Annotated in this window: 22 protein-coding genes; 10 read left to right on the forward strand and 12 right to left on the reverse strand. The window is 66.2% G+C overall.

Translation table 11 applies throughout. The annotated features are described in order from the left end of the window. Positions 1 to 39: 39 nt before the first annotated feature. On the forward strand, positions 40 to 1983 hold the full coding sequence (gene acs / locus M4J39_RS14920) for an acetate--CoA ligase (RefSeq protein ID WP_251729197.1): 1944 nt from the start codon (positions 40 to 42) through the stop codon (positions 1981 to 1983). A 61-nt stretch (positions 1984 to 2044) separates the two neighbouring features. Here acs and mbfA read toward each other — a convergent pair whose 3' ends face one another. From mbfA to htpX, 9 genes are all read right to left on the reverse strand, one after another. Further along, positions 2045 to 3022 carry an iron exporter MbfA gene (mbfA, locus tag M4J39_RS14925; protein WP_251729198.1) on the reverse strand — a complete coding sequence of 326 codons (978 nt, stop codon included), beginning with the start codon at positions 3020 to 3022 and terminating at the stop codon, positions 2045 to 2047. Between the two features lie 7 nt (positions 3023 to 3029). Next, a complete protein-coding gene (locus tag M4J39_RS14930; RefSeq protein WP_251729199.1) occupies positions 3030 to 4430 on the reverse strand; it encodes a HAMP domain-containing sensor histidine kinase in 1401 nt (466 codons plus the stop codon). Next, positions 4427 to 5128 carry a response regulator transcription factor gene (locus M4J39_RS14935; RefSeq protein WP_251729200.1) on the reverse strand — a complete coding sequence of 234 codons (702 nt, stop codon included), beginning with the start codon at positions 5126 to 5128 and terminating at the stop codon, positions 4427 to 4429. The genes M4J39_RS14930 and M4J39_RS14935 overlap by 4 nt, the downstream gene beginning before the upstream one ends. Then, the gene (locus tag M4J39_RS14940) at positions 5128 to 5673 is read right to left on the reverse strand and encodes a cytochrome b/b6 domain-containing protein (RefSeq protein ID WP_251729201.1); all 546 of its coding nucleotides are present in this window, start codon (positions 5671 to 5673) and stop codon (positions 5128 to 5130) included. The genes M4J39_RS14935 and M4J39_RS14940 overlap by 1 nt, the downstream gene beginning before the upstream one ends. Before the next feature lie 4 nt (positions 5674 to 5677). Beyond that, positions 5678 to 5962 carry a PepSY domain-containing protein gene (locus M4J39_RS14945; protein ID WP_251729202.1) on the reverse strand — a complete coding sequence of 95 codons (285 nt, stop codon included), beginning with the start codon at positions 5960 to 5962 and terminating at the stop codon, positions 5678 to 5680. 100 nt (positions 5963 to 6062) lie between these two features. After that, entirely contained in the window at positions 6063 to 7652 is a 1590-nt protein-coding gene (gene purH, locus M4J39_RS14950) for a bifunctional phosphoribosylaminoimidazolecarboxamide formyltransferase/IMP cyclohydrolase (protein WP_251729203.1), read from the reverse strand. Between the two features lie 116 nt (positions 7653 to 7768). Continuing rightward, the gene (locus tag M4J39_RS14955) at positions 7769 to 9514 is read right to left on the reverse strand and encodes a heparinase II/III family protein (protein WP_251729204.1); all 1746 of its coding nucleotides are present in this window, start codon (positions 9512 to 9514) and stop codon (positions 7769 to 7771) included. Positions 9515 to 9662: 148 nt separating this feature from the next. Further along, a complete protein-coding gene (locus tag M4J39_RS14960; RefSeq protein ID WP_251729267.1) occupies positions 9663 to 10958 on the reverse strand; it encodes an RsmB/NOP family class I SAM-dependent RNA methyltransferase in 1296 nt (431 codons plus the stop codon). Between the two features lie 143 nt (positions 10959 to 11101). Further along, on the reverse strand, positions 11102 to 12082 hold the full coding sequence (htpX, locus tag M4J39_RS14965) for a zinc metalloprotease HtpX (RefSeq protein WP_251729205.1): 981 nt from the start codon (positions 12080 to 12082) through the stop codon (positions 11102 to 11104). An 89-nt stretch (positions 12083 to 12171) separates the two neighbouring features. Between htpX and M4J39_RS14970 the strand changes: the two genes are divergently transcribed. The 8 genes from M4J39_RS14970 (at position 12172) to M4J39_RS15005 (ending at position 19015) form a co-directional block, all read left to right on the forward strand. Beyond that, a complete protein-coding gene (locus M4J39_RS14970; protein ID WP_251729206.1) occupies positions 12172 to 12369 on the forward strand; it encodes a DUF1674 domain-containing protein in 198 nt (65 codons plus the stop codon). A gap of 293 nt (positions 12370 to 12662) precedes the next feature. Further along, a complete protein-coding gene (locus M4J39_RS14975) occupies positions 12663 to 13163 on the forward strand; it encodes a disulfide bond formation protein B (RefSeq protein ID WP_251729207.1) in 501 nt (166 codons plus the stop codon). A 91-nt stretch (positions 13164 to 13254) separates the two neighbouring features. After that, positions 13255 to 13854, forward strand: coding sequence for an SCO family protein (locus M4J39_RS14980; protein ID WP_251729208.1), 600 nt, complete (start codon positions 13255 to 13257; stop codon positions 13852 to 13854). 4 nt (positions 13855 to 13858) lie between these two features. Further along, complete coding sequence (locus M4J39_RS14985; protein WP_251729209.1) at positions 13859 to 14029, forward strand: hypothetical protein; 171 nt, start codon at positions 13859 to 13861, stop codon at positions 14027 to 14029. Positions 14030 to 14031: 2 nt separating this feature from the next. Beyond that, positions 14032 to 14262, forward strand: a complete 231-nt coding sequence (locus M4J39_RS14990; RefSeq protein WP_251729210.1) for a sulfurtransferase TusA family protein — start codon at positions 14032 to 14034, stop codon at positions 14260 to 14262. A 143-nt stretch (positions 14263 to 14405) separates the two neighbouring features. Further along, on the forward strand, positions 14406 to 15335 hold the full coding sequence (locus M4J39_RS14995) for a metal ABC transporter substrate-binding protein (protein ID WP_251729211.1): 930 nt from the start codon (positions 14406 to 14408) through the stop codon (positions 15333 to 15335). A 203-nt stretch (positions 15336 to 15538) separates the two neighbouring features. Continuing rightward, complete coding sequence (locus M4J39_RS15000; protein ID WP_251729212.1) at positions 15539 to 17626, forward strand: alpha-galactosidase; 2088 nt, start codon at positions 15539 to 15541, stop codon at positions 17624 to 17626. Positions 17627 to 17749: 123 nt separating this feature from the next. Next, positions 17750 to 19015: an AGE family epimerase/isomerase gene (locus M4J39_RS15005; protein WP_251729213.1), complete on the forward strand. Its 1266-nt coding sequence runs from the start codon at positions 17750 to 17752 to the stop codon at positions 19013 to 19015. A gap of 53 nt (positions 19016 to 19068) precedes the next feature. On the opposite strand, the gene M4J39_RS15010 is transcribed toward M4J39_RS15005, so the two are convergent. Genes M4J39_RS15010 through M4J39_RS15020 form a run of 3 tightly spaced genes read right to left on the reverse strand, consistent with a single transcriptional unit; the run spans position 19069 to position 22547 of the window. Then, the gene (locus M4J39_RS15010; protein WP_251729214.1) at positions 19069 to 20019 is read right to left on the reverse strand and encodes an ABC transporter permease; all 951 of its coding nucleotides are present in this window, start codon (positions 20017 to 20019) and stop codon (positions 19069 to 19071) included. 11 nt (positions 20020 to 20030) lie between these two features. Continuing rightward, a complete protein-coding gene (locus M4J39_RS15015) occupies positions 20031 to 21560 on the reverse strand; it encodes a sugar ABC transporter ATP-binding protein (protein ID WP_251729215.1) in 1530 nt (509 codons plus the stop codon). A 54-nt stretch (positions 21561 to 21614) separates the two neighbouring features. Then, positions 21615 to 22547 (reverse strand): substrate-binding domain-containing protein, encoded by a 933-nt coding sequence (locus M4J39_RS15020; RefSeq protein ID WP_251729216.1) that lies wholly within the window; start codon positions 22545 to 22547, stop codon positions 21615 to 21617. 262 nt (positions 22548 to 22809) lie between these two features. Here M4J39_RS15020 and M4J39_RS15025 point away from each other — a divergent pair, with 262 nt between their 5' ends. After that, positions 22810 to 24282 carry an FGGY-family carbohydrate kinase gene (locus tag M4J39_RS15025; RefSeq protein ID WP_251729217.1) on the forward strand — a complete coding sequence of 491 codons (1473 nt, stop codon included), beginning with the start codon at positions 22810 to 22812 and terminating at the stop codon, positions 24280 to 24282. Positions 24283 to 24299: the final 17 nt, after the last annotated feature.

The following is a 24299-nucleotide window of genomic DNA, read 5'->3' on the forward strand; positions in this document are numbered from 1 at the left end:
CGCGTGGCCGAGGAGGGCCCGACGCGAGGAGGATTTCAGATGACCGGTGAGGTGTTTGAGGTGCCGGCGGCTCTTGCTGCTTCGGCCTTCATCGACAACGACAAGTACCAGGAGCTCTACAAGCGCTCCATCGAAGATCCCGATGGCTTCTGGGCGACCATGGCCGGCAGGCTCGACTGGATCAAGCCGTTCACGCGGGTGAAGAACACCTCCTACGATCCACACCATGTATCGATCCGCTGGTATGAGGACGGCATCCTCAACGCCGCCTACAACTGCGTCGATCGCCATGCCGATCGCACGCCGGACAAGGTGGCGATTCTCTGGGAAGGCGACGACCCCGCCGAGCAGCGCGCCATCACCTATCGCGAGCTGCAGGAAGAGGTCTGCCGCTTTGCCAACGTGCTGAAGGGGGCGGGCGTCCGGCGCGGCGACCGCGTCACCATTTATCTGCCGATGATTCCCGAGGCCGCCTTCGCCATGCTGGCCGTCGTCCGCATCGGCGCGGTTCACTCGACGGTATTCGCGGGCTTCTCCCCGGACAGCATCGCCGGCCGCATTCGCGACGCCGGCAGTTCGGTGATCATCACCGCCGACGAGGGTATACGCGGCGGCCGTCGGGTTCCTCTCAAGGCCAACGTCGACGCCGCGCTCGAAAAGTGCCCCGGCGTGTCCAAGGTGCTGGTGGTGCGCCGCACCGGCAAGCCGGTCAACATGCTGGAGGGGCGAGACGTCTACTACGACGATGCGGCGGAAGGCGTCGCCACGGATTGCCCGGTATCGCCGATGGGTGCCGAGGATCCTTTATTCATCCTCTACACATCAGGCTCAACCGGCAGCCCCAAGGGTGTGCTGCACACGACGGGCGGCTATCTCGTCTACGCCTCGCTCACGCATCAGTGGGTGTTCGACTGCCATGAAGACGATATCTACTGGTGCACCGCTGATGTCGGCTGGGTCACAGGCCACTCCTACGTAATCTACGGTCCGCTGGCCAACGGCGTCACGACGCTGATGTTCGAAGGCGTGCCGAGCTATCCCAACCCGTCGCGCTTCTGGGAAGTGATCGATCGCCACAAGGTGACGATCTTCTATACGGCGCCGACGGCCATCCGCTCGCTGATGGCCCATGGCGAGGAGGCGGTAAAAAGCACGTCGCGCGCGTCGCTGCGCATCCTCGGCACGGTCGGCGAGCCGATCAACCCGGAAGCCTGGCTTTGGTACCATCGTGTGGTCGGCGACGGTCGCTGCCCCATCGTCGACACATGGTGGCAGACGGAAACCGGTGGCATCCTGATCACGCCGTTGCCCGGCGCCACCCGCCTCAAGCCGGGATCGGCGACGCGGCCGTTCTTCGGCGTAGAGCCGGCCATCGTTGACGCGCTCGGCAACGTGCTGGAAGGTCCCACCGAGGGCAATCTCGTGCTCCTGACCAGCTGGCCCGGGCAGATGCGCACCGTCTACGGCGATCACGACCGCTTCGTGCAGACCTATTTCTCCGCCTACAAGGGCATGTACTTCACCGGCGACGGCGCTCGGCGCGACGAGGATGGCTACTACTGGATCACCGGGCGCGTCGACGACGTCATCAACGTCGCCGGTCATCGCATGGGCACGGCGGAAGTGGAGAGCGCGCTGGTCGCCCATCCGAAGGTGGCCGAGGCCGCCGTCGTCGGCTACCCGCACGACATCAAGGGACAGGGCATCTACGCCTATGTCACACTGATGGAAGGCGAAATGCCCACCGACACGCTCGCCTCCGAGCTGACCCAGTGGGTGAGAAAGGAAATCGGTCCCATCGCCTCGCCCGACAAGATCCAGTTCGCCGTTGGGCTGCCGAAAACGCGCTCGGGCAAGATCATGCGCCGTATCCTGCGCAAGATCGCCGAGGACGATTTCGGCTCGCTCGGCGACACCTCGACACTGGCCGATCCATCCGTGGTGACCGACCTCATCGATCACCGTCAGAATCGCCACGCCTGACAAGACAAAGGGGCGGCCTGTGCCGCCCCGATCGCTTCGAAAAGCCTTTTCGCCGAATAGGTCAGCCGCCGCCGATCAGGATGCCGGCGGCAAGCACCAGCGCTCCGCCGATGACCACCTGGATCACCGCCCGGAAGAACGGGGTTTCCATGTAGCGGTTCTGAATGCCGGCGATGGCCCACAGTTCGATGAAGACGATGACCAGTGCGATCACCGTGGCGAGGTGGAAGTTCGGCACCAAATAGGGGAGCGCATGGCCGAGACCACCGATCGCCGTCATGACGCCGGAGGCAAGGCCTCGCTTGATCGGTGAGCCGCGACCCGAGATGACGCCGTCGTCGTGGGCCGCTTCGGTGAAGCCCATGGAAATGCCGGCGCCGACCGAGGCGGCGAGCGCCACCTGGAAGGTGGTCCAGGAGTCCTGCGTGGCGAAGGCGGTGGCGAAGATCGGCGCCAGCGTCGACACCGAACCGTCCATCAGTCCGGCGAGACCCGGCTGCACATAGGTGAGGATGAACTGGCGACGGGCGACCATCGCCTCTTCCTGCTCGTCCGACGGCCCGACATTCTCCTCGCGGGCTACCTCCGCGCCTTCCATGTGGTGGCGCTCCTGCTCGGCAAGATCGCCGAGCAGACGGCGGGCGCCAGCATCCGAAACGCGCTTTGCCGCCTCCGTATAAAAAGCGTAGGCCTGCGCCTCCATGCGCGCCGCCTCTTCGCGGATGCGCTCGATGCCGAGATTCTCGACGAGCCACACCGGCTGGCGGGCATAATAGCCGGCGACGTGTTCGCGGCGGATCAGCGGGATCACCGGTCCGAACAGCCGTTCGTGCTCGGCGATCAGGAAACGGCGGTGGCCGTCCTCGTCCTTGACCATCTCGTCGAACATCGCTGCCGTTGCCGGATAGTCCTTGCGCAGCTTCTCGGCATAGTTGGCGTAGATGCGGGCGTCGTCTTCTTCGCTGGAGATGGCCAGCGCCAGAATCTCCTGCTCGCTGAGATCGGAAAAGCGGCGGCGATTGCCAAGTGAGTTGAACATCATTCCCTCATGAACGAACGAAGACGATGCGGGCGCAGGTCCCCTCGCCCGGTGCGGACTGGATCGACAGCGTCGCGCCATGCAGTTTGGCGATCCGCTCGACGATGGTCAGGCCGAGGCCGAGCGAGCCCGACGCCTTCACTCGGCCGAACTCTCCCCGCACCTCGCCTGGGACAAATCCCGAGCCGTTGTCGGAGACAGCAAGACTGCCATCCTCACCGACCGCCACGACGACATCGACGCCGCGACCGGCATGCTTGAGGCTGTTCTCTATCAGATTTCTCACGATGTTCTGTATCAGCGAAGGTACCAATCTCACCATCACCGGACCGTCGCCCTCGTAGGCAATGGTGGCACCCCTGTCGATCACGAGAGGAGCCATGTCGGCCACCACGTCCGCAGCAAGAGCCGCAAGGTCGGTCCTGATGAAGGCGGCCTCATCGACGACGTCGAGCCGAGCGAGCGCCGTCAGCTGTTCCAGGATGTGCAACAGGCGCTCGATGTCGGCTTCGGCCTGGCGCGCGCGCGGGCCGGCGATCCGGTCGAGTTCAAGGCGCAAGACCGCCAGCGGCGTCCGGATCTCATGGGCGACGGCGGCCGAGAACACTTTTTGGGCCGATATGATCTCCGCCATGCGGGCAAACAGCCTGTTGATCGCCTCGACGAGGCCAGCGATTTCCTGGGGCATGGCGGCGTCGATCGACAAGGCCTTGGGGGATCTCGGATCCAGGGCGTCGGCGGCCCGCGCGGCGGCGGAAACGGGACGGAGCGCCGCGCCGATCGACAGGATGCTGGCGCCGATGGTCAGCGCCAGCACCAGCCCCATCGGCACCAGCATGTGATCGATCATCTCGTAGGCGAGGATCGAGCCGAGGAAGTTGCCGGGGTCATGCAGCACCGCGACGTCGATGAGCACCCGCTCGCCTTCGATGACGAAGGCGCGGCCGCCGGCGACGCTGAGCGGTTTGCCGGGCTCGATCGCCCGTTGCCAGAAATCGGGCGCATTACCCGGCGGAGGCAGGAAGTGCTCCTCGCACTCCTCGCCGCAGTTGGAGTAGATGGTGCGGCCGTCGCCATCGCGGATACGAACGAAGGTGGCCGGCGGCAGATGGCCAACGGCGGCTTCGTCGTCATCGGCATGGCCGGCGTCGTCCCAGTCGTCGATGTCGCCCACATAGCGGCTGAGCACAGGCGCTCCGGGATCGAGCGTCAACACACCGGCCACGCGATGGACGGAAGTCGCGATGGCCTCCGTCTCGCGTTCAACGAGGATATGGCCGAGCTCCTCGTCGTCGAGCCAGTAGCGGGTAAAGACCATGGCTATCTGCAACACCATGGCCAGCAGCGCGAAGATAAGGATGCGCCGGGCAACCAGCCCGGCCAGCCGCTTGCGGCGATGTCCGCTCATGACCGCCCCTCGGCGGCATTTTCCGACACGCACTCCCGCATCAGGTAGCCGAGACCGCGCACCGTGGCGATCTCGACACCGCTGCCGATCCCGTCGAGCCGCTTGCGCAGGCGGGAGACCGCCAGATCGAGCGCATTGGCGGAAAGCTCGCTGTCATAGTCGGACAGCGTCGTCTCCAACCGGCGGCGCGGCACCACGTGGCCAACATCGCGCATGAGCGCTTCGCAAAGCGCCCTCTCGCGCGGAGGCAGCGCAACGGTTTCCTCGCCCGCGGTCAGAACGGCCGTGGCCGGATCATAGGCAAGACGGCCGGCAACCAGGACCGGCTGAAGCGCTGTCGGCGACCGCCGCAGCATGGCCCGGCAACGCGCCAGGAACTCGCGGTGATGGAATGGTTTGACCAGATAGTCGTCGGCGCCGGCGTCGAGGCCGGCGATGCGCTCCTCGACCGTGCCGCGCGCGGTGAGGATCAGCACGGGGGTCGCATCGACGGCCCGGCGGATGGCACGCAGCAGATCGAGCCCATCACCGTCCGGCAGGCCGAGATCGAGAAGGATCAGGTCGAAGCTTGTGGTGGCAATGGCGGCCTCCGCCTCGGCCAGCGAGCCGACCGCATCGAGGCGCCAGCCCGCCTCGCGCACGGCTTCCCCGAGCAAGGCGACAAGGCGGGCACTGTCTTCGACGAGAAGAAGACGCATCAGGCGCGCTTTCTGCCCGTAACCATCGACCAGACCAGATTCTCGCGGTGGCGCAGGCTTTCAACGATGGCAGCGGCCGCATGGACCAGCGCCAGCACCATGATGGCGTTGGCAAAGCCCTCATGCAACTCCTCCAACCACTCTTCTCCCCAGAAGGCGTCCAGTGTCATCATCCAGCCCGTTGCTCCGACGGCGAGCAGCAGAACCATCAGTGCCAGCATCATCACCGCTGCCGCTGGATTATGCCCGAGGAAGCGCGGCTCCTGACCGCGAAACAGCGCCTTGAGATAGCAAGCGAGGCGGCGAGGCGTCGGGAAGAAGTCTGCAAAGCGGGCATGGCGGGTACCGACGAAGCCCCAGACGAGCCGGATCAGCACGGCGCCGATCACCACATAGCCGGCATAGCGATGATAGAGGCGGCCCGGTTTCAGGACGAAGAGATTGAGAACGACGGCAATGACCACCGTCCAGTGAAACAAGCGGACGACCGGATCCCAGACCCGGACCGTCCGCGGCGGATTGCCGCCGGCGGACGTCTCGGACATGGGATCACTCAGCCGCTTCGTCGCCGGACTTCTCGCCGGTCGACGGATTGAACAGTACCTCGGCCTTGTTGCCGGCCTTGTCGAAGGCGTAGACCTCGTAGCAAGTCCCTTCGACCTTTACCTTCTTGATATCCTTGTAGCCGGCGGCCTCGGCCTTGGCCTTGACGGTGTCGATGCTGAGCCAGGTATCCTTGGCGGCGTCGGTGCACTTGGCATTCTCGTCGTCGGCCAAGGCGGCGACCGGCGTGAGAACGAGAGCGAAGGCGGCGGCGATCAGGGTGGTCTTCATGCTGGGTTCCTCGAAAAACGGGCCGACGCGTCGATCGCGCCGGCCCGCTCACCTTGGCTCGTGGAACCTGTCGGATACCTGTCGGGAGGGTAGATTACCCTCAGTGCCGGAAGTGGCGCATGCCGGTGAACACCATGGCGATGCCCGCCTTGTCGGCGGCGGCGATCACCTCGGCGTCATGGATGGAGCCACCCGGCTGGATGGCGGCGGTGGCACCGGCGGCGATCGCCGATTCAAGACCATCGGCAAAGGGGAAGAAGGCGTCGGACGCGACCACCGATCCCTTGGCGAGCGACTCCTTGAAGCCGGCCGTCACGGCCGCCTCGGCAGCGCGAATGGCGGCGATGCGAGATGAGTCGACGCGGTTCATCTGCCCCGCACCGATGCCGGCGGTGGCGCCATCCTTCACATAGACGATGGCGTTGGACTTGACGTGCTTGCAGACCTTGAAGGCGAACAGGAGGTCGGCGAGCTCGGCGTCGGTCGGCGCGCGCTTGGTGACCACCTTGAGGTCTGCGGCCGTGACGACGCCGTTGTCGCGCGACTGGACGAGCAGACCGCCGGCCACCGTCTTGGCGGTGATGCCGGGCGCCTTGGGGTCGGGCAGGCCGCCGGTGACCAGGAGACGCAGGTTCTTCTTGGCGCCGACGATGGCGATCGCCTCGTCGGTCGCCGACGGGGCGATGATCACCTCCGTGAAGATCTCGACGATCTTCTTCGCCGTGTCGGCGTCGAGCGTGCCGTTCAGCGCCACGATGCCGCCATAGGCCGACACCGGATCGCAGCGATGCGCCTTGACATAGGCCTCGAGCAGCGTCGCGCCGGTGGCAACGCCGCAGGGATTGGCGTGCTTGATGATGGCGACGGCCGGCACCGCACGGTCGAACTCGGCCACCAGCTCGAAGGCGGCGTCGGTATCGTTGATGTTGTTGTAGGAGAGCACCTTGCCCTGCAGCTGCGTCGCCGTGGAAACGCCGGGCCGGATTTCGGTCGAGCGATAAAAACGCGCCCACTGGTGCGGGTTCTCGCCGTAGCGCATGTCCTCGGCGAGCTTGCCGCCGACGGCGACGAAGTCGCCGGTCTTGCCGCCGAGCACGCCGGCGAACCAGCCGGAAATCGCCGCGTCATAGGCGCCGGTGCGCGCATAGGCCTTGGCGGCGAAGCGCTTGCGGGTCTCGAAGGTGACGCCGCCCTGATCCATCTCGTCGATCACCGACTGATAGTCGGCCGGCTCGACCAGAACCGTCACGTAGGCATGGTTCTTGGAGGCGGCGCGGATCATGGCGGGACCACCGATGTCGATGTTCTCGATGGTCTCCTCGTAACCGGCGCCACGCGCCACCGTTTCCTCGAAGGGGTAGAGGTTGACCACCAGGATGTCGATCGGCTGAATGCCGTGGTCGGCCATCGCCTGCTTGTGGCCGGCATCGTCGCGGACGGCGAGAAGTCCGCCGTGCACCTTGGGATGCAGCGTCTTGACGCGACCATCCATGATTTCCGGGAAGCCGGTGAAATCGGCGACTTCCGTGACGGGAATGCCGGCCTCGCTCAGGAGCTTCTTCGAGCCGCCGGTGGTGAGCAGCTCGACGCCGCGGTCCGCGAGGGCGCGAGCGAACTCGACGAGGCCCGTCTTGTCGGAAACGGAAAGCAGCGCGCGCTTGGGAGCGACGCGATCGGGATGGCCAGCCATGGGGATGTCTCCGGGAGTGGGGATGGCGGCGCGATAGCACGAATGGTCGCCGCGCGGAACCCGCGCCCAATCGATTTGGGTCGACAATCGCCGCTTTCTCCGCCGAAATCCGGCCCTCATCCCCCAGCGAAGAGATCCGGTCCCAGCCTGGGGTCGCGCCCGCGCGACCGACCGCGTTGTCCGTCGGCGGTACGGGTCATCGCCCAGGCCACTTCCGGCGTCACCCGCGCCCGTCCCGGCAGCACGATCTGCAGGCTCTTGCGACGGCCGAGCGTGTCGGACAGGAACACGCTGTCCTCCAGTTCGGGCGCGATCAGACCGCAGGTAAAGGTCCAGGCTTCGCCATCGGGAGCGACGAGCAGCACGTCGCCACCAGCGGTGCGGCTCGCCCGGATCAGCGGATGCAGGTGGAAGCGGATGGCGAACCGATCCTGGCGCGGCTTGCGGCCACCGAAACTCAAGCGGTCCGAGCCAACGATTTCGCCACCATCGATGCGGAGGACGAGACGCCGCTCGTGAATGGCGCCGAACCGACCCGAATAGCCGTCATGGCTTGCCACCAGGGCGATGACGTCGTCACGGTCCTCGCGGACCACCGGCACGTTACGCGGACCGTCGATCATCACCGAACCGAGCCGACGAACGAGGCGGGGCGTGTCGAGGAAGGCGCCCGAAGATACGTCCTCGAGCGACAGCGTCGAATGGGCGGGCGTCGAGCGAGCGGCCGAATGCCAGCGCGGATCGTCTGCCGCTCCGCAGTTGACGATGAAGCGGTTGGGACCGCTCGACATCTCGAACGACAGACAGCCGGCATGCGCCTTCTGGCTGACCCCGACCGGCGGAATGGGGCCGGCGTCCATCAGGATCACCGTGCCGCCCGCTTCGAGCCGCTGATAGCCGGAATGGCTGGCGTTCTCCACCGGACGGCCATGGGTATCGTCATAGGCGTTCAGCGTTGCCAGCTGGCCGGCGTGGCTGGCGCTCATGCCGTTGAAGTGCGGCAGGCTGCCGTCGGAATGACGGAAGAAGCGCAGCATCGGCATCATGCGGTCGATGGCGACGATCAGCGCCTGGGGCGGGTTGACGCCGCGATTGGAATAGGCCTGCCGCAACGGCAAGAGATCGGTCAGGAGGTCGGCGATCACCGACGGGTCGCGGCTGATATGACCGCCGTCCGGCAGGATCTGCCGGCGGAGTTCCTGCTCCAGACGCAGGCCGGCCTGGCGGGCGAGCCGCCCCTGATTGTCGGCGGACAGCGCGAAGACGCCGACGGCAACGGCGGCGAGAAGGCGCGGATACCCATCCACGGCGTCGCTCTGGCGGCCGCGCAGCCGGCGCACCTGCCGCACCAGCGACCGCAGGAAGCGACGATAGAAGGCACGATCGGCATCCCTCAGGATCAGCGGCGACTGGGTGATCCAGGCAATGACCCGCCGGGCCATGTTCTCCGTCTCGAAAGCTTCCGGCGGCGCATGCGCCTCCTGGGCGATCCAGTCGGCGACGAGAGCCCGGGCATTCTGGCGAGCCAGCGCATTCTCGGCGGCCCTGAGGTGCCTCAGCCAGGAGAAACCGTGCAGCGCCCGCGTCCATTCGGCCGACGGCGATGGCATGTCGAAGGGCGAGCGGCCGCCCGTCTCCACCATCTTGCCGGCAAATGCGTAGAGACCGGCATAGATGTCGGCAGCGATCGTCGGGTCGGTGGTGCGAATATCCTGCGGCGCAATCACCAACCGTTCGGGTGTCGATCCGGGCCAGCGCCAGCGCGAGAAGGGGCCGCGCTCTAGCGCCGTCACGGCGCGACGGAGGGCCAGTTCACCGGCGAACAGCACCAGCCGGGCCGTGCCGGCGACTTGTGCGCGCATCGTCAGGCCCCCTTTCAGTGCTGGAGCAAGAATCATTCGCCCTCCGGAAAACCGGAGGCGCTCATCACGGCATGAGACGCCCAGCTTGGTTACCAAGTGGTGAGCGGAGCCGATCAAATTTTCCGATGGCCGGGCCGACGGTCCGCCGTCACTGACGGCGGAGGCGGGCGGCGAAGAAGCCGTCGAGGCCGGAAAGCCGGGCATCGTCCAGCCTGAGGTGTGACGGCAGGGTACGAATGAACCCCTCGGGCGTGACGATCTCCGACAGACCGAACACCTCGTCCGCCGTCACCGGCACCAGGTCAAGCGGCGCCTCGATCAGCCTGAGGCGGCGAATCTGGTCCTGCCCTTCCTCCGGCTCCAGCGAGCAGGTGGAGTAGACAAGGAGACCGCCCGGCCGGAGCATGCGGATCGCCTGATCGATCAGGCGGCGCTGTACGGCGGCCAGCGTCGGCACGTCGGCAGGCTTCTTGCCAACCGCCCCGTCGGGATGGCGGCGCAAGGTGCCGGTGGCCGTGCAAGGCGCGTCGAGCAACACCATGTCGAAGGTGCCGCCAAGCCATTCGGTGGCGTCGGCCTTGACGAGGTTGGCCTTGAGACCGAGCCGATAGAGATTGCGCTCAAGGCGCTGCAGACGGTGGTAGGACACATCAATGGCGGTCACGTCGGCACCGAGCGCCGCCAGCTGGGCGGTCTTGCCGCCGGGCGCCGCGCAGAGATCGACCACCTTCTTGCCCTTGACGTCACCCAGAAGCTGGACCGGCAGCGTGGCGGCGGCGTCCTGCACCCACCAGCCGCCCTCCTCATAGCCGTCGATCTTCTCGACGGCACCGGTGACGGGAAGCCGCACCGACCCGTTGGGAAGCTTGACCCCACCCAACCGGGCGGCCCAGCCTTCCGGATCGGACTTCACGGTGAGGTCGAGCGTCGGCTCCAGGGCATTCATCGCTGCGATATCGCGGGCGGTATCGGCCCCATAGTTGGCGCTCCAGCGCTCCATCAGCCAGGCAGGGGTATTGAGCGTGATGGCGTCCTGTTCGGCCAGGATCGCCGCCTTGTTCTCGGACACGCGGCGCAGGACCGCGTTGACCACGCCCTTGAAGGGCGCGGACGCCTTGTCGGCGCCGGCAAGCTCGACCCCGAGCGCCACGGCGGCGTGATCGGCAACGTCCATGAACATGATCTGGGCGGCGGAAACGGCAATCACCGCCTTCAACGTGCCGGCATCGTCGGGGAGCGGCCGGGTCAGGAAGCGGCCGACCGCGTCATCAATCTGGCCGTGGCGGCGCAGCGCATAGCCGACGATGGCACGAGCAAGACCACGATCGCGCGGGTCGAGGCGCTGGTAGCGTTCGGCGGTCGCCCCCTTGTCGAGAAGCGCATCCAGGAGACGGCCCTTCTGCACCCCGTCGACAAGACCGACCGCGACGGCGCGGGCCTCCATGCCCTGCGGCCGTGGCGGCCGACGGCCGCCCTGGGGCGGACGCCCACCCTTGAACGCCGCACCCTTCTGGCCGTCATGAGGGCGTGCCGGCCTGAAGGTGCTGCCGGCTTTCCCGCCGCCCTTGCGGCCATTGTTGTCTGCGGTCATCCCCACGGTCCACGGTTCGAAGGCCGTCCGGCAGAGCCGCCCCCACCCCACGGCCCGCCCCGAGCGCCGCGCGGCGAGGTCCAGGGACCATCAGCCACAGGTTCGGAACTGCGCCGCCCGAAACCGCCGCCATCCGCCATCGCCATCAGGGCGCGGATGCGGTTGCCGGTATCCGGGTGGGTCGAAAACAGGTTGTCCATCCTGGCGCCGGACAGCGGATTGATGATGAACAGATGCGCCGTAGCAGGATTTTGCTCCGCTGTCATGTTCGGCACGCGATGCGCCGCGCCTGCGATCTTGTCGAGAGCCGAGGCAAGCGCCAGCGGATTGCCGGAAATCTCGGCGCCGCGGCGGTCGGCGGCATACTCGCGCGTCCGCGAGATGGCCATTTGCACCAGCATGGCGGCAAGCGGCGCCACGATCGCGGCCAGAAGTAAGCCGATGCCGCCAAGCGGGCTGCGGTTCTCGCTGTCGCGGCTCATCGAGCCGAAGAACAGGCCGAAGTTGGCGAGCATCGAGATGGCGCCGGCAATCGTCGCCGTCACCGTCATGGTCAGCGTGTCGCGATTCTGCACGTGGGCGAGCTCGTGCGCCATGACGCCTGCGATCTCCTCGCGATCGAGCATCTGCAGAAGACCGGTTGTGGCGGCGACGGCGGCGTGCTCGGGATCGCGACCGGTGGCGAAGGCGTTGGGCTGCGGATTGTCGATGACATAGACGGCAGGCATCGGCAGGCCGGCGTTGGCGGCGAGACGCTCGACGATACCATAGTACTCGGGCGCACTGGCCCGGTCGACACGGCGGGCGCGGTGCATCGCCAGCACCATCTTGTCGGCGTTCCAATAGGAGATGAGGTTCATGCCGGCAGCGACCACCAGCGCGATCAGCATGCCGCCCTGGCCGCCGATCAGGTAGCCGACGCCCATGAAGATCGCCGTCATCGCGGCGAGGAGGAGGGAGGTCTTGAAGAAATTCATCTGTCCTTCCGGTCTCCGGCTGATATGCTGCTCCGGATTTTGCCAAAGAGAAGATGGTACGCCATCCACCCGCCATCAAGGACGCGTCCATGGCCGACACTGAAAGCAATCCCAACGCGGCAACCGAGAAAAAACTGTCGCCCGCGGCCCGCCGCGCGCTGGCCGAAGCCGAGGAACGTCGCCGCGCGGCCGGCGAAAGCCGTCCGAAGGAGATCGGCGGCCGGGGCGGCCTTGAACCCGCCCGCTATGGCGACTGGGAAGTGAAGGGCATCGCGGCCGATTTCTAGCTTCATCACGAAGCCCTGATCGTCTTTCACAGTTTGGCCCCATTCCCGCCTTGGCCCTGCCAAGGGAAGCAAGCAGGATGCACTCGTCCCCCGGCAATGACGCTGCGGACGGGTTCCGGCTCAATCCAGCCCCCCAGCCCCCCGGAATTCGTTTCTGCCTGCGTTGCGCCTTACGAGGCGCGGCCGGGGGCGCTTTTCGACCGGCGGCTGCCCCCGAACAACCCAATCGTCGATTGCGTGGCTCGTTCCAAGCTGTTAGGCCGGAACCGCCGCAGTCGTCGTTCAGGTGTTCCATGTCCGCTCCCGCCGCCATTCGTGCTCCCGGTCTAGCCTTCCTGGCCGGCCTCTTCGCCATCATCGCCGCTTGGGGCTTCGAGATCATCGGCGGCTACCTGCCCTGCAAGCTCTGCCTGCAGGAGCGCGTTCCCTATTACGTCGGCCTGCCGATCCTGCTGGTCGGCCTGCTGCTGTCGCATCGAATGCCGCGCCTCGCGCGCCTCCTCTACTTCGTCGGCGGCGCCATCTTCTTCGTCGGCTCGGCGCTCGCCGGCTATCATGTCGGCGCCGAGTGGAAACTGTGGGAAGGTCCGTCCGACTGTGGCGGAGCGCCGACTGTCATCACCAGCGCCACGGACCTGATGGCGGCCGTGAAGGGTACCCGCCTCGTCTCTTGCTCCGAAGCGCCAATCAACCTCTTCGGCCTGTCGTTCGCCGGCTGGGACGTGCTGTCCACGCTGTTCGTCGGCATCATGAGCTGGCGCGGAATCTTCGCCCGGCGCGACGCTCTGATCTGACACTCACCCACGCCAGAAATTGGTTGTTTCGCGCGAAGTCGTTCTTCGCTAGGCTCGACGCGATCCGATGCCATCGACGTTGGGAGAAGAAGTGAAAGCTCTGCGCATCATCGTCTGGCTGCTCGTCGCGGTGCTGTTCGGCGCCACCGGCTGGCTCGTGTTCGGGGGTCGACTTCCCTTCATGGAAAACGCCAGCGTCGCGGCGAGCGACATCGGCGGCCCCTTCAGCCTTGTCGACATGAACGGCCGACCCGTCACCGACAAGACCTTTGCCGGCCGGCCGCATGTCATCTTCTTCGGCTACACGCACTGTCCTGACGTCTGCCCCACCACGCTCGGTGAGTATGCGGCACTGAAGGAACAGCTCGGGCAGGATGCGGGCAAGGTCGATCTGTTGTTCGTCACCGTGGACCCTGAGCGCGACACGCCGGAGGTGCTGAAGGACTACCTGTCGTCCTTCGGCGACATCGTGCTTGGCCTGTCCGGCAGCCGAGAACAGGTCGATGCCGCCATCAAGGCCTTCCGCGTCTACGCCCGCAAGGTACCCGGCACCGACGGCGACTATGGCATGGATCATACGGCGTCGAGCTTCATGTTCGATGCCGACGGTCGCTTCCGCGGCACCATCGCCTACATGGAAGAACAGGACGCCGCTCTCAAGAAGCTGAAGACCTTGATCTCCGGGAGCTAAGCTGATGTCCAGCCAACCCGACACCGAGAAGAACGCCACCAAGCGCACCCGACTGTCCGACCATCTGGCCTCGCTCGCCTTGCCGTTGGCGGTCATAGCCTTGGGGGTCGCCCTGTCGGCCGGGTCGGACGGCGTCCAAGCCTTTGTCGATCTTTGTCGCACCGCCCTGCCGTGACCATGGCCGAACCGCTGCGTCTTGACGTCAGGGGGCTCAACTGCCCGCTGCCCGTACTGAGAGCCGGCAAGGCGTTGCGTGGAATGGCGCCCGGCGACGTGCTGATCGTCGAGGCAACCGATCCGATGGCCGCGATCGACATCCCCCACTTTTGCCGAGAACAGGGCCACCGCCTGACGGCCGAAGAAAGAGACGGATCCATCCTGCGCTTCGCCATCGCCAAGGGCGATTGATTTCATTCGGGAATTTTGACAGGCGGTCCTGACTTTACGCTCCGGCAGGGCGCGCGGCGGGTCGGGCCATCGCGCTTTCGCCTTGACAGTTTGCGCGGCTCGGTCCAACCATGGTTATGTTATAATATAACATAGAGAACTCCATGAACCGCCTCCTGCTTGCCTCCGTCCTCGCCATGCTGACCGCTGGCCCCGCCTTCGCCGCCGACCGCATGCCGGTGGTCGCCTCGTTTTCCATCCTTGGCGACATGGTGAGCCGCGTGGGCGGCGACCGCGTTTCGGTCACCACACTCGTCGGGCCCGACAGCGACGCCCACGTCTACGAACCGACACCGGACGACGTCAAGGCCGTCGCCGGAGCCAAGCTCCTCATCGTCAACGGTCTCGGCTTCGAGGGATGGATGGACCGTCTTGCCGAAGCGTCCGGCTATGCCGGACCGGTGACCGTGGCGTCACAGGGCGTCGCGCCCCATGAAATGGCCGAGGAAGAGGATCACCACGATCACGCCGAGGCAGACCACGCCGAGCATGATCACCACGGCGTCGACCCGCATGCCTGGCAAGACGTCGCCAACGCCGTCATCTATATCAAGAACATCGCCGCCGGCCTCAACGCCGCCGATCCCGAGGGCAAGGCAACCTACGACGCCAATGCCGCCGCCTATGTCGCCGAACTCGAAGCGCTCGACGCCGAAGTCCGTACGGCCATGGCAGCCCTGCCGGCCGATCGGCGCAAGATCATCACCAGTCACGATGCCTTTGACTATTTCGGCGCCGCCTATGGGCTCGAGCTCCTGGCCCCGGAGGGCATCAGTACTGAGTCCGAAGCCACGGCCGCCGACGTCGCGGACATCATTCGCCAGATCCGCGAGGATGCCGTTCCCGCCATCTTCGTCGAGAACATCAAGGATCGCCGGCTGATCGACCAGATTGCCGCCGAAACCAACGCCGTGGTCGGCGGCGAACTCTACACCGACGCACTGTCGGCAAAGGATGGCCCCGCGCCGACTTACGTCGACATGATCCGGCACAACATCGGCACGCTTACCGAAGCCTTGGCGTCCAAGCGGTGACGGCGCTCATGCGGATTGCAACAGGGAAAGGAATTTTGTGCTAACGACAGGGAATCTCGGCTCAAAAGGTCTGTTTTCACAAAAAACCCTTGGAATGGCGGCCTAAGGACGATCTATATCGGCAGAAAGGTTGCGATGGGAGCGGCAAGGGGAATCCTGTGCCGCCCCTTCGCCCTCTCCTTGTTCACCAGCCGAGGCCGTCCATGCCGTCCACCGTCACTCTCACCGCCGGTCCGCTTTCGCTCTCGATCGGCCTGCCCGACCGGGGCATGCCGGAGATCCTCGGCTTCGGGCGCGGCGCGGCGACCCCCGATTTCTGGCCGAACGTGCCGCGTTCGAGCCGCATCAACGGCATGGACGTCGACGTCCCCTCGGCGGTGCTCTTGCCGGTGGCCGGACTTGGCGCCTTTGGATGGCCGGCCATCCTCGGCCATCGCGACGGCCGTGATTTTCTCCTCGATTTTTCCAGCTGGACCAGCCGACGTGACGGCGCGATCACCGTGCTCGCAGCTAGCGACGCAGTGGCCGGCATCGACATCGAGATTTCCATCCTGGCGAGCAAGACGGGCGTATTCGGCCTGTCAACTCGCCTGACCTCGGTCAAGGACGGTGTCTACACGCTCGATCGCTGCATGGCCGGCAGCTTCCTTCTGCCGGCAGGCGAGGCGACCGCCACCCGCTTCACCGGCATGTGGGGACGGGAGTTTCAGATCCAGCGCCACCGCCTCGCACCCGGCATCACGCTGCAGGAGAACCGCCGCGGCCGCACCAGCCACGACCGGCAACCCTACCTCGGCGTCACCGTTGGCGACGCCCGCTTTGCCTTCCATCTCGGCTGGAGCGGCAACCACCTGGTCGCCATCGACACGCTCGACGACGGCCGCCGCCTCGTCCACCTCGGCGCTCTGTTCGAGCCGGGCGAGATCCGCCTTTCGCGGGGAGACAGTTACCAGAGCCCAGTGGTCTATGCCGCCGAGGACGCGGCGGCGCTGCAGGCCTTCGTGCGATCGGAGATCCTGTCCTGGACAGGCGGTGCCATGAGCCCGCGTCCGGTGACACTCAACACCTGGGAAGGCAACTATTTCGACCACCGCCTCGAATCGCTGAAGGCGCAAGCCGATGCCGCCGCCGCCCTGGGCATCGAGCGCTTCGTTCTCGACGACGGCTGGTTCGGCCGCCGCGACGACGACACCACGTCGCTCGGCGACTGGATCGTCGACCGTCGCAAGTATCCCGACGGCCTGAAGCCACTCGTCGACCACGTCGTCTCGCTCGGCATGCAGTTCGGCATCTGGTTCGAACCGGAGATGGTCAACGAGGAGTCCGACCTCTATCGCGCCCACCCCGATTGGGCGCTGAAGGTGGACGGTCGCCCCTTCCTGCGGTCGCGCAACCAGCAGGTTCTCGACCTCACGCGCCCCGAGGTGTCAGACTATCTGTTCGAGAAGCTGTCGGCCGTGCTGTCCTCGCATGCCATTTCCTACATCAAGTGGGACATGAACCGCGACCTCACGCACGTTGGCGGCGTCGACGGCCGGGCCGTGACCACCCGCCAGACCCGCGCCGTCTATGCCCTGATGGCTCGCGTTCGCAGCGCCTTCCCCCATGTCGAGATCGAAAGCTGCGCCTCGGGCGGCGGTCGCACCGACTATGGCGCGCTCGCCAATACCCAGCGCGTCTGGACGTCGGACTGCACCGACGCCCTCGACCGTCTTGAAATCCAGCGCGGCGCCAGCCTGTTCCTGCCGCCGGAGATCATGGGCGCCCACGTCTCGGCCAATCCCAGCCACCAATCCGGGCGGACGTTGTCACTGACGTTCCGCGCCATGGTGGCGCTGGCCTACCATCTCGGCGTCGAACTGAACCCGCTCGACATGAGCCCGGCCGAACGGACGGAGCTGGCCGGCTTCATTGCCCTTCACAAGCGCCTCAGGCCACTGCTCCACGCGCCGGGCGCCAACTTCAATCTCGACCCGCGCGACGGTCGTTACGTCTGGGGCGCCATGACGTCCGAGCAAGCCGCCGTCTTCGTGGCGCAAGGGCCGACCATGGTCTCGGAACAGCCGGAACCGCTCGTCCTCCGCCTGCCGGGCTCACCCGAGCGGATGTGGCGGATCGCCGCCGCCCACGGCGACTGCCCTTCGGGCTTCATTCGCATGAGCGACGGCCAGAAAAAACTGCTGTCCGGGGAAATGGTCTTCAGCGCTGCGGCACTGGCAAGCGCCGGCCTGCCGTTGCCCATGCAGCGGCCGGAAACGGCCCTTCTGCTCGAACTGACGCCGGCCGGGTAAATCAACCATTTCAGTCGAAAGGCCGCGTTCGGTGATCTCCTGAGATTGTCCCCACGGCGGGCAGTGCTAAAAAAGAAAAGGAGGCTGGAGGGCCGACGCACCGCCGCCCAGGGAGGGAAAACAATGCTCAGGCAACTGAAATCCGCCGCGCGCAGCCGCTGGGTGGAGCGCGCGCCTCATCGCCTTTGGCTGCTCGGACGCGCCGACGCGCTGTTTTCCTTCTTCGAGGCGGGTTGCCGCAACCCGCTGGGCGGCTATTTCGAGCTCGACGAAGCCGGGCGGCCGATGGCGCCGGGTGCCGACGGAGGTCTGCCGCCGTCGCGCAATCTTCACATCACGACCCGCCTCGTGCATGCCTTCGGCATCGCCTCTCTGATGGGACGGCCGGGCGCCGCCAACATCGTCGACCAGGGCATGAACTTTCTCTGGAACGGCCACAGGGACGCTTCGAATGGCGGCTATCACTGGGGCGTCGGTTATGGAACCCTGAGCGACCCGACCAAGCAGGCCTACGGCCATGCCCATGTCCTTCTGGCCGGTGCCACCGCCAAGGCGGCCGGCCATCCCAACGCCGACCGGCTGATCGCCGATGTGACCGACATCCTGATGTCGCGGTTCTGGGAAGCGCAGCCAGGCGCCGTCGCCGAGGAGTTCACAGCCGACTGGCAGCCGATCGGAGATTATCGCGGCCAGAACTCCAACATGCACCTTACAGAAGCGCTGATGGCGGCCTTCGAGGTGACCGACGACGCGGAGTATCTCCGCAGGGCCGAAAGCATCGCCGAGCTGATCATCGATCGCTTCGCCTCACGCAACGGCTGGCGCCTGCCTGAACATTTCGACGCCCAATGGAACGTCACGCTCGACTATGTCGGCAACCCGATGTTCAAGCCTTATGGCTCGACGCCCGGTCATTGGCTGGAATGGGCGCGCCTGCTGCTTCAATTGTGGGAGCTCGGCGGCCGCAAGCTGCTCTGGCTGCCGGAAGCCGCGCAAAGCCTCTTCCGCCTCGCCGTCACCGAAGGTTGGGACAGCGAACGCGGCGGCTTCTACTATACGGTCGGCTGGGACGGCAAACCCTCGGTGCCCGACCGCTTCTGGTGGCCGTGCTGCGAAGGCATCGGCGCCGCCCACTTCCTGGCGTCGATCACCGGCGATCCATTCTATGAGAACTGGTATCGCCGCATCTGGGACTTTACCACGGATCACCTGATCGACCGGGCGACTGGCGCCTTCATACCGCAACTCGATGCCGAGAACAGGTCCGCCACCAACCCCTTCTACGGTCGGCCCGACATCTACCATTCGGTTCAGGCTTGCCTCATTCCGCTGCTGCCGACCTCCGGCAGCCTCGTGAACGGACTGATGAACGAAGGCATCCGGATCTGACGATTTCAAAATAACTGCGAACGCCGCCGGCCGTGCTGGCGGCGTTTTCCTGTTCAGCCCTTGGTCTTGCCCAGCGATGACGAGGCGACCGCGAGCACGATGATCGAGCCGATCAGCACCTCGCGCACGTAGCTGTCGATGCTCATCTGGGTAAGGCCATTGCCGAGCACACCGAGGATCAGCACGCCGATCAGGGTTGCCGCCACGTGAGGCTCCCCTTCCTCGCTCATGGTCATGCCGAGGAAGACGGCGGCGATCGCGTCGAGCATCAGGCCCGAGCCCTGCGTCGGATTGGCCGAGGCAACCCGGCTCGCATACATCAGGCCGGCCGTCGCCGCGCCGAGCCCGCTGAGACCGAAGGCGAGGAAGCGCAACCGTCTGACGCGGATGCCGGCAAGACGCGCCGCCTCCTTGTTGCCACCGATCGCATAAAGCCGGCGGCCAAAGGTCGTCTGCTCCAGCGTGAACCAGACGACCAGCAGCACCAGCGCCGCGACGATTGTCAGGCTCGGCAGACTCACCGTATCCGTTAGCGAGATGCCCGAGCGGGCAAAGCCGGAGAAGGCCGTGGGAATGTCGCGGCCGAAGATGGTCTTGCCGCCCGACACCAGGAAAGCAAGGCCGCTGTAGACGGTCAGCGTGCCGAGCGTCGCGACGAAGGGCAGAATGCCGACATAGGCCACGAGCGCGCCGTTGAGAAGGCCACCAACCAATCCGACGGCGAGCGCCAGTGCGACACCGACCCACACCCCGTGCCCGTCGCGAAAGGCCAGCGCCGCCACAATGCCGGCCAGAGACGCCATCGAACCGACGGAAAGATCGAAGTCGCCCATGACCATGACGATGGTCATCGTGAAGGCGACCACCGCCAGCATCGACACCTGCTGACTGATGTTCAGCCAGTTCTTCGCCGTCATGAACGTGTCGGGAATCTCGATCCAGAAGAACAGGACGACAAGGACGAAGCCGATCAACGTGCCGTAAGTCTTGAGCGCGGAAGCCACGAGTATTTCCTTCAGGCGGAGGGCGCGGTCGGCGTCCCGAAGCAAAGGGCGGCAAGACCGGCTTGGTCGAGGCCCTCGGTGGAAACGGTGGTCGCCACCTTGCCGTCCCGGAAGACGATGATGCGGTCGGCCATATAGACGAGTTCGGGCAGGTCGGAGGAGGCGAGCACAACCGCTTTTCCCTCAGCCGTCAGCTCGCGAAGCAGGGCGTGGATGTCATAGCGGGCGCCGACGTCGACGCCGCGCGTCGGCTCATCGAGCAGCAGCACGTCTGGAGAACCGGCGATCGCCCGAGCAAACACCACCTTCTGCTGGTTGCCACCGGAAAGCTCGCGAACCTTCTGCCTCGGCCCCTTGGACTTCAGCTTGACCTTCCGGCCAAGATCAACCGCCTGCTCCGCCTCCGCAGCCCGGTCGAGGACCAGCCCGAAGCGAACGAGATCGTCGAGATGCGGCAGCGACACGTTGCCGGCGATCGATGCCGACGAAACCAACCCCTCCTGACGCCGTTCGCGCGGCAGGAAGGCGAGCCCCTTGGCCCAGGCGGAGACCGGTTCCTCGATCTTGACCGGCCGTCCGGCAAGGCTGACGGCGCCATCATGGCCGCCGTCGGCGCCAACGATCGCCCGGATGACCTCGCTCTGGCCGGCGCCCTCAAGGCCGGCGAGACCAAGGATCTCGCCCTTGCGGACCTCGAACGTCACATCCTGTAGATAAGCTGTGGACAATCCCTCGACGTTGAGGGCCACTTCGCTCGAAACCGGCGCGAGGCGTGGCGGATATCCTTCGGCAAATCGCCGCCCGATCATCAGTTCGATCACTTCGAGCTTCTGAAGCCCGGCGATGTCGCGCGTCGCCACCGTGGCGCCATCGCGCAAAACGGTGAGACGATCAGCAAGCTCCATCACCTCGTCGAGCCGGTGCGACACGTAGATGATGCCGGCTCCCGCCGCGCGCAGACGCCGGATGACGGCGAAAAGACGTTGCGATTCCTCGGCCGACAGCGCCGCCGTCGGCTCGTCCATCACGTAGAGACGGGCCGGCGCGCCACCTTCGACGCTGGCGTCCTGGAAGGCGGTGGCAATCTTCACCAGCATCTGGTCGCCCACCGAGAGGCGAGCCATCTTGCGGCCAGGCGGAATATGGTTGACGCCGAGGCCGGCGAGCACCGCAGCAGCGCGGCGGTTGAGACCGTCCCAGTCGATCATGACGCCCCAACGACGGGGATAGTCACGGCCGAGGAAGATGTTCTCGGCTACCGAAAGGTGCGGCACCACCGAGAGTTCCTGGTGGATGAACCGTAGGCCGAGGCGGAGCGAATCGGCCGGCGAACCGATGGTGACCGACGCGCCGTCAATGGCGATCGCCCCGGCGTCCGGCTTCACCACGCCGGCCAGCACCTTGATCAGCGTCGATTTGCCGGCACCATTCTCGCCCATTAGGGCGTGCACCTCGCCGGCCCGTACCTCAAGCGAGGCACCGCCGAGCGCCCGAGCGCCCGCAAAGCTCTTGTCGAGGCCGTTAATCGAAAGCAGCGTCATGTCGGAAACCCGGTCGGGAGGGCGGCAGCGCCGCCCATCCATTGCGAAACGCCGTCACTCCTTGACGTTGTCGATGGTGATCAGCTTGGTCGGCACGTAGGTGACCGACGACTTCGGCGGCTTGCCGGAGAGCGTCTGGGCGACGGCCTCGGCCGCGGCAGCGCCGATGCCATGGAAGTCCTGCGCCATCGACGCCTCGAAGTTGCCGCCGGCGGCGATCGCCTCGCGCGCCTGCGGATTGGCGTCGATGCCGGTGATGACGATACCCTCGTCCTGCCGTCCTGCCGCCTCGATGGCCTGCAACGCACCGAGCGCCGGCTGGTCCCAGGCCGCCCAAACGGCCGAGATCGAGCCCTTGTCCGGGTTGGCGGCGAGGATCGCCTCCATCTTGGCGCGGCTGTCGGCGATGCCACCGTCGGACACGTCGGGCGTCACGCGGTCCAGCACCTTGATGTCGGGATTGTTGCCGAAGACGGCATCGGCGATCACGCCGCGCACCTGCACCGGCGGGAAGGCGTCGAACACGAACATGACGACGCTGCCCTTGCCCTCGATCCGATTGGCGACATAGGCGGCGGTGTCGGCCGCCATGGCATAGCCGTTCGACGTGACGTTGGTGACGAGATAGGGGCTGGCGCCCGCATCCATGCCGACCACCGGAATGCCCGCGTCCTTGACGGCGGCGAGCCCCGCCTCGACCTGTGCCGGATCGACGTTGATCACCACCGCGTCGACCTTCTGCGTCGCAGCGTCCTCGAGGCGGGAAATGACGGCGGCGACATCGCCCTTGGTGTCGATGACGTTGACGTCCCAGGCCTTGTCCTTGGCGGCCGCCTGGAAAGCTTCGACGTAGAACTGGGTGCCCGGCTGGGCGAGATAGGGCGTGATCACCGCGATCTTGCCGGCCGCCACGGCGGCGCCGGTGGCGAACACGGCGGAAAGAAACAGCGCGGCGGCCGGAAGCCGCATGCGGAGCGTAGCAGTCATGTGTGCGTTCCCCATTTTTCTCTGAGGCCGGTCGTCGGAGGCACGCGTCCCCCTTCTCCCCGCCGGCCTCAAAACAGTTATCAGCCGGATGGAGGCCATTCAACACGAAGCCTGCCGATGGCCCTCGATTCATGACGCGAAGACAAGGCCAAGCCACTCGCCAAGCGAGCTTTTTCGGACGAGAAATGACAAACCGCGATGGACAGGCCGCAGCCGGCGTGGTGATCTCGGCAGCGAACTATCTGCCTCCCGGACCTCTTACATGATGACGCCTCTTCTCGTCGGCATCGATGTCGGCACCACCTCCGTCAAGGCCACGCTGTTCGATGACAGCGGCACGGCGATCCGGACCTTCGCCGACCCCTACCCCATGAAGCGACCAGCACCGGGATTGGCCGAACAGGACCCCGCCGACTGGACGAGCCGCGTCGCAGCGGCGTTGAGGCTGCTGTCGGACGGTCTGCCGGAGGGAGCGGTCGCCGCCGTCGGGTTGACCAGCCAGGTCAACACCCACGTTTTCATCGGCATGGACGGCGCGCCATTGATGCCCGCCATCACCTGGCAGGACGGCCGCGCCGGCGCAGAGGCGGCCGAACTCGATGCACTGATCTCCGCCGAAGAGCGCATTGGCTGGTGGGGCGCCCCTCTGCCGATCGATGCCAGCCATCCACTGGCGCGCGCTCTCTGGCTGCAGCGACACCACCCCGACCTCTGGGCGCGCACGCGCTGGCTGATGGCGCCCAAGGATTATAGCATCCTTCAACTCACCGGCGAGGCCACCGCCGACCCGATGGCCGCTTTCGGCGTCATCGACCAGTCGCTGACCTACGTGCCGCGCCTCCTCGACCTCGTTCCGGGCGTTGCCGACCGTCTGCCGCCGCTTCGAGGCTTCACCCAGACGGCCGGCCGCATCCGGTCGGGCTTGCCGCTTGCCGGCGCTCCGATGGTCACCGGCGCCATGGACGCCTGGGCCGGCCTCATCGGCACCGGTGTCCTGCGCGACGGCGAATGCATGTATCTCTCGGGTACGTCGGAGATCGTTGGCCTGGTATCGAGCCTGCGCCATCCGGCCGCCGGCGTCATCGCTTTCCCGACCTGTGAGGGCATCACCATGCATGCCGGTCCGACACAGGCCGGCGGCGCCTCGCTCGCCTGGCTGTCGAACCTCACGGGACGCGCGCCGTCGGAATTATCGGCCCTCGTCGCTGCCGGCGATCCCCACCGCCCCACGCCCTTATTCCTGCCCCATCTCCAGGGCGAACGCGCCCCCATCTGGGACATTGGCGCACGCGGTGCCTGCATTGGCCTTGATGGGTCCATGGGGCCGGCCGAGCTGACGCGCGCCGTCTTCGAGGGCGTGGCGTCATCGGTGCGTTGGCTGCTGGAGGCGCTGGAGGCATCGGCCGGGCGGGCGGCGACGGGCTTTTCCATGGCCGGCGGCGGGGCTGCTTCCGACCCGTGGTGCCAGATCCGCGCCGACATGCTGGGCCGACCGATCCGCCGCCTCAAGACGCTCGATGCCGGGGTGCTGGGAGCGGCCATCCTGGCCGGCGTCGGCGCCGGTCGCTTTTCGTCCATCGGCGAAGCGGCGAACCGGCTGGTGGTGACCGACCGCATGTTCGAGCCCGACCCGTCGCGGCGCGAGCGGATGGACTTTCTCTACGGCGAGTACCGTACACTCTATTCGGCGCTGAAGCCGTTCAACGCCGCGCGCACCGCCTTCACCGCCTGGTAGCGGCAGCGGAAATCCCC

It is taken from the genome of Pleomorphomonas sp. NRK KF1 (genome assembly GCF_023721755.1).
Taxonomy (GTDB): Bacteria; Pseudomonadota; Alphaproteobacteria; order Rhizobiales; family Pleomorphomonadaceae; genus Pleomorphomonas.

Bases quoted from the DNA above. Each gene is read 5' to 3' on its own strand.
- M4J39_RS15015 (WP_251729215.1), bottom strand. From the start codon at position 21,560: ATGACGCTGCTTTCGATTAACGGCCTCGACAAGAGCTTTGCGGGCGCT.
- purH (WP_251729203.1), bottom strand. From the start codon at position 7,652: ATGGCTGGCCATCCCGATCGCGTCGCTCCCAAGCGCGCGCTGCTTTCC.
- M4J39_RS14955 (WP_251729204.1), bottom strand. From the start codon at position 9,514: ATGCGCGCACAAGTCGCCGGCACGGCCCGGCTGGTGCTGTTCGCCGGT.
- M4J39_RS15005 (WP_251729213.1), top strand. From the start codon at position 17,750: ATGCTCAGGCAACTGAAATCCGCCGCGCGCAGCCGCTGGGTGGAGCGC.
- M4J39_RS15025 (WP_251729217.1), top strand. From the start codon at position 22,810: ATGATGACGCCTCTTCTCGTCGGCATCGATGTCGGCACCACCTCCGTC.
- M4J39_RS14940 (WP_251729201.1), bottom strand. From the start codon at position 5,673: ATGTCCGAGACGTCCGCCGGCGGCAATCCGCCGCGGACGGTCCGGGTC.
- M4J39_RS15000 (WP_251729212.1), top strand. From the start codon at position 15,539: ATGCCGTCCACCGTCACTCTCACCGCCGGTCCGCTTTCGCTCTCGATC.
- htpX (WP_251729205.1), bottom strand. From the start codon at position 12,082: ATGAATTTCTTCAAGACCTCCCTCCTCCTCGCCGCGATGACGGCGATC.
- mbfA (WP_251729198.1), bottom strand. From the start codon at position 3,022: ATGTTCAACTCACTTGGCAATCGCCGCCGCTTTTCCGATCTCAGCGAG.
- M4J39_RS14990 (WP_251729210.1), top strand. From the start codon at position 14,032: ATGGCCGAACCGCTGCGTCTTGACGTCAGGGGGCTCAACTGCCCGCTG.
- M4J39_RS14975 (WP_251729207.1), top strand. From the start codon at position 12,663: ATGTCCGCTCCCGCCGCCATTCGTGCTCCCGGTCTAGCCTTCCTGGCC.
- M4J39_RS15020 (WP_251729216.1), bottom strand. From the start codon at position 22,547: ATGACTGCTACGCTCCGCATGCGGCTTCCGGCCGCCGCGCTGTTTCTT.
- M4J39_RS14930 (WP_251729199.1), bottom strand. From the start codon at position 4,430: ATGAGCGGACATCGCCGCAAGCGGCTGGCCGGGCTGGTTGCCCGGCGC.
- M4J39_RS14935 (WP_251729200.1), bottom strand. From the start codon at position 5,128: ATGCGTCTTCTTCTCGTCGAAGACAGTGCCCGCCTTGTCGCCTTGCTC.
- M4J39_RS14985 (WP_251729209.1), top strand. From the start codon at position 13,859: ATGTCCAGCCAACCCGACACCGAGAAGAACGCCACCAAGCGCACCCGA.
- M4J39_RS14960 (WP_251729267.1), bottom strand. From the start codon at position 10,958: ATGGAGGCCCGCGCCGTCGCGGTCGGTCTTGTCGACGGGGTGCAGAAG.
- M4J39_RS14995 (WP_251729211.1), top strand. From the start codon at position 14,406: ATGAACCGCCTCCTGCTTGCCTCCGTCCTCGCCATGCTGACCGCTGGC.
- acs (WP_251729197.1), top strand. From the start codon at position 40: ATGACCGGTGAGGTGTTTGAGGTGCCGGCGGCTCTTGCTGCTTCGGCC.
- M4J39_RS14970 (WP_251729206.1), top strand. From the start codon at position 12,172: ATGGCCGACACTGAAAGCAATCCCAACGCGGCAACCGAGAAAAAACTG.
- M4J39_RS14945 (WP_251729202.1), bottom strand. From the start codon at position 5,962: ATGAAGACCACCCTGATCGCCGCCGCCTTCGCTCTCGTTCTCACGCCG.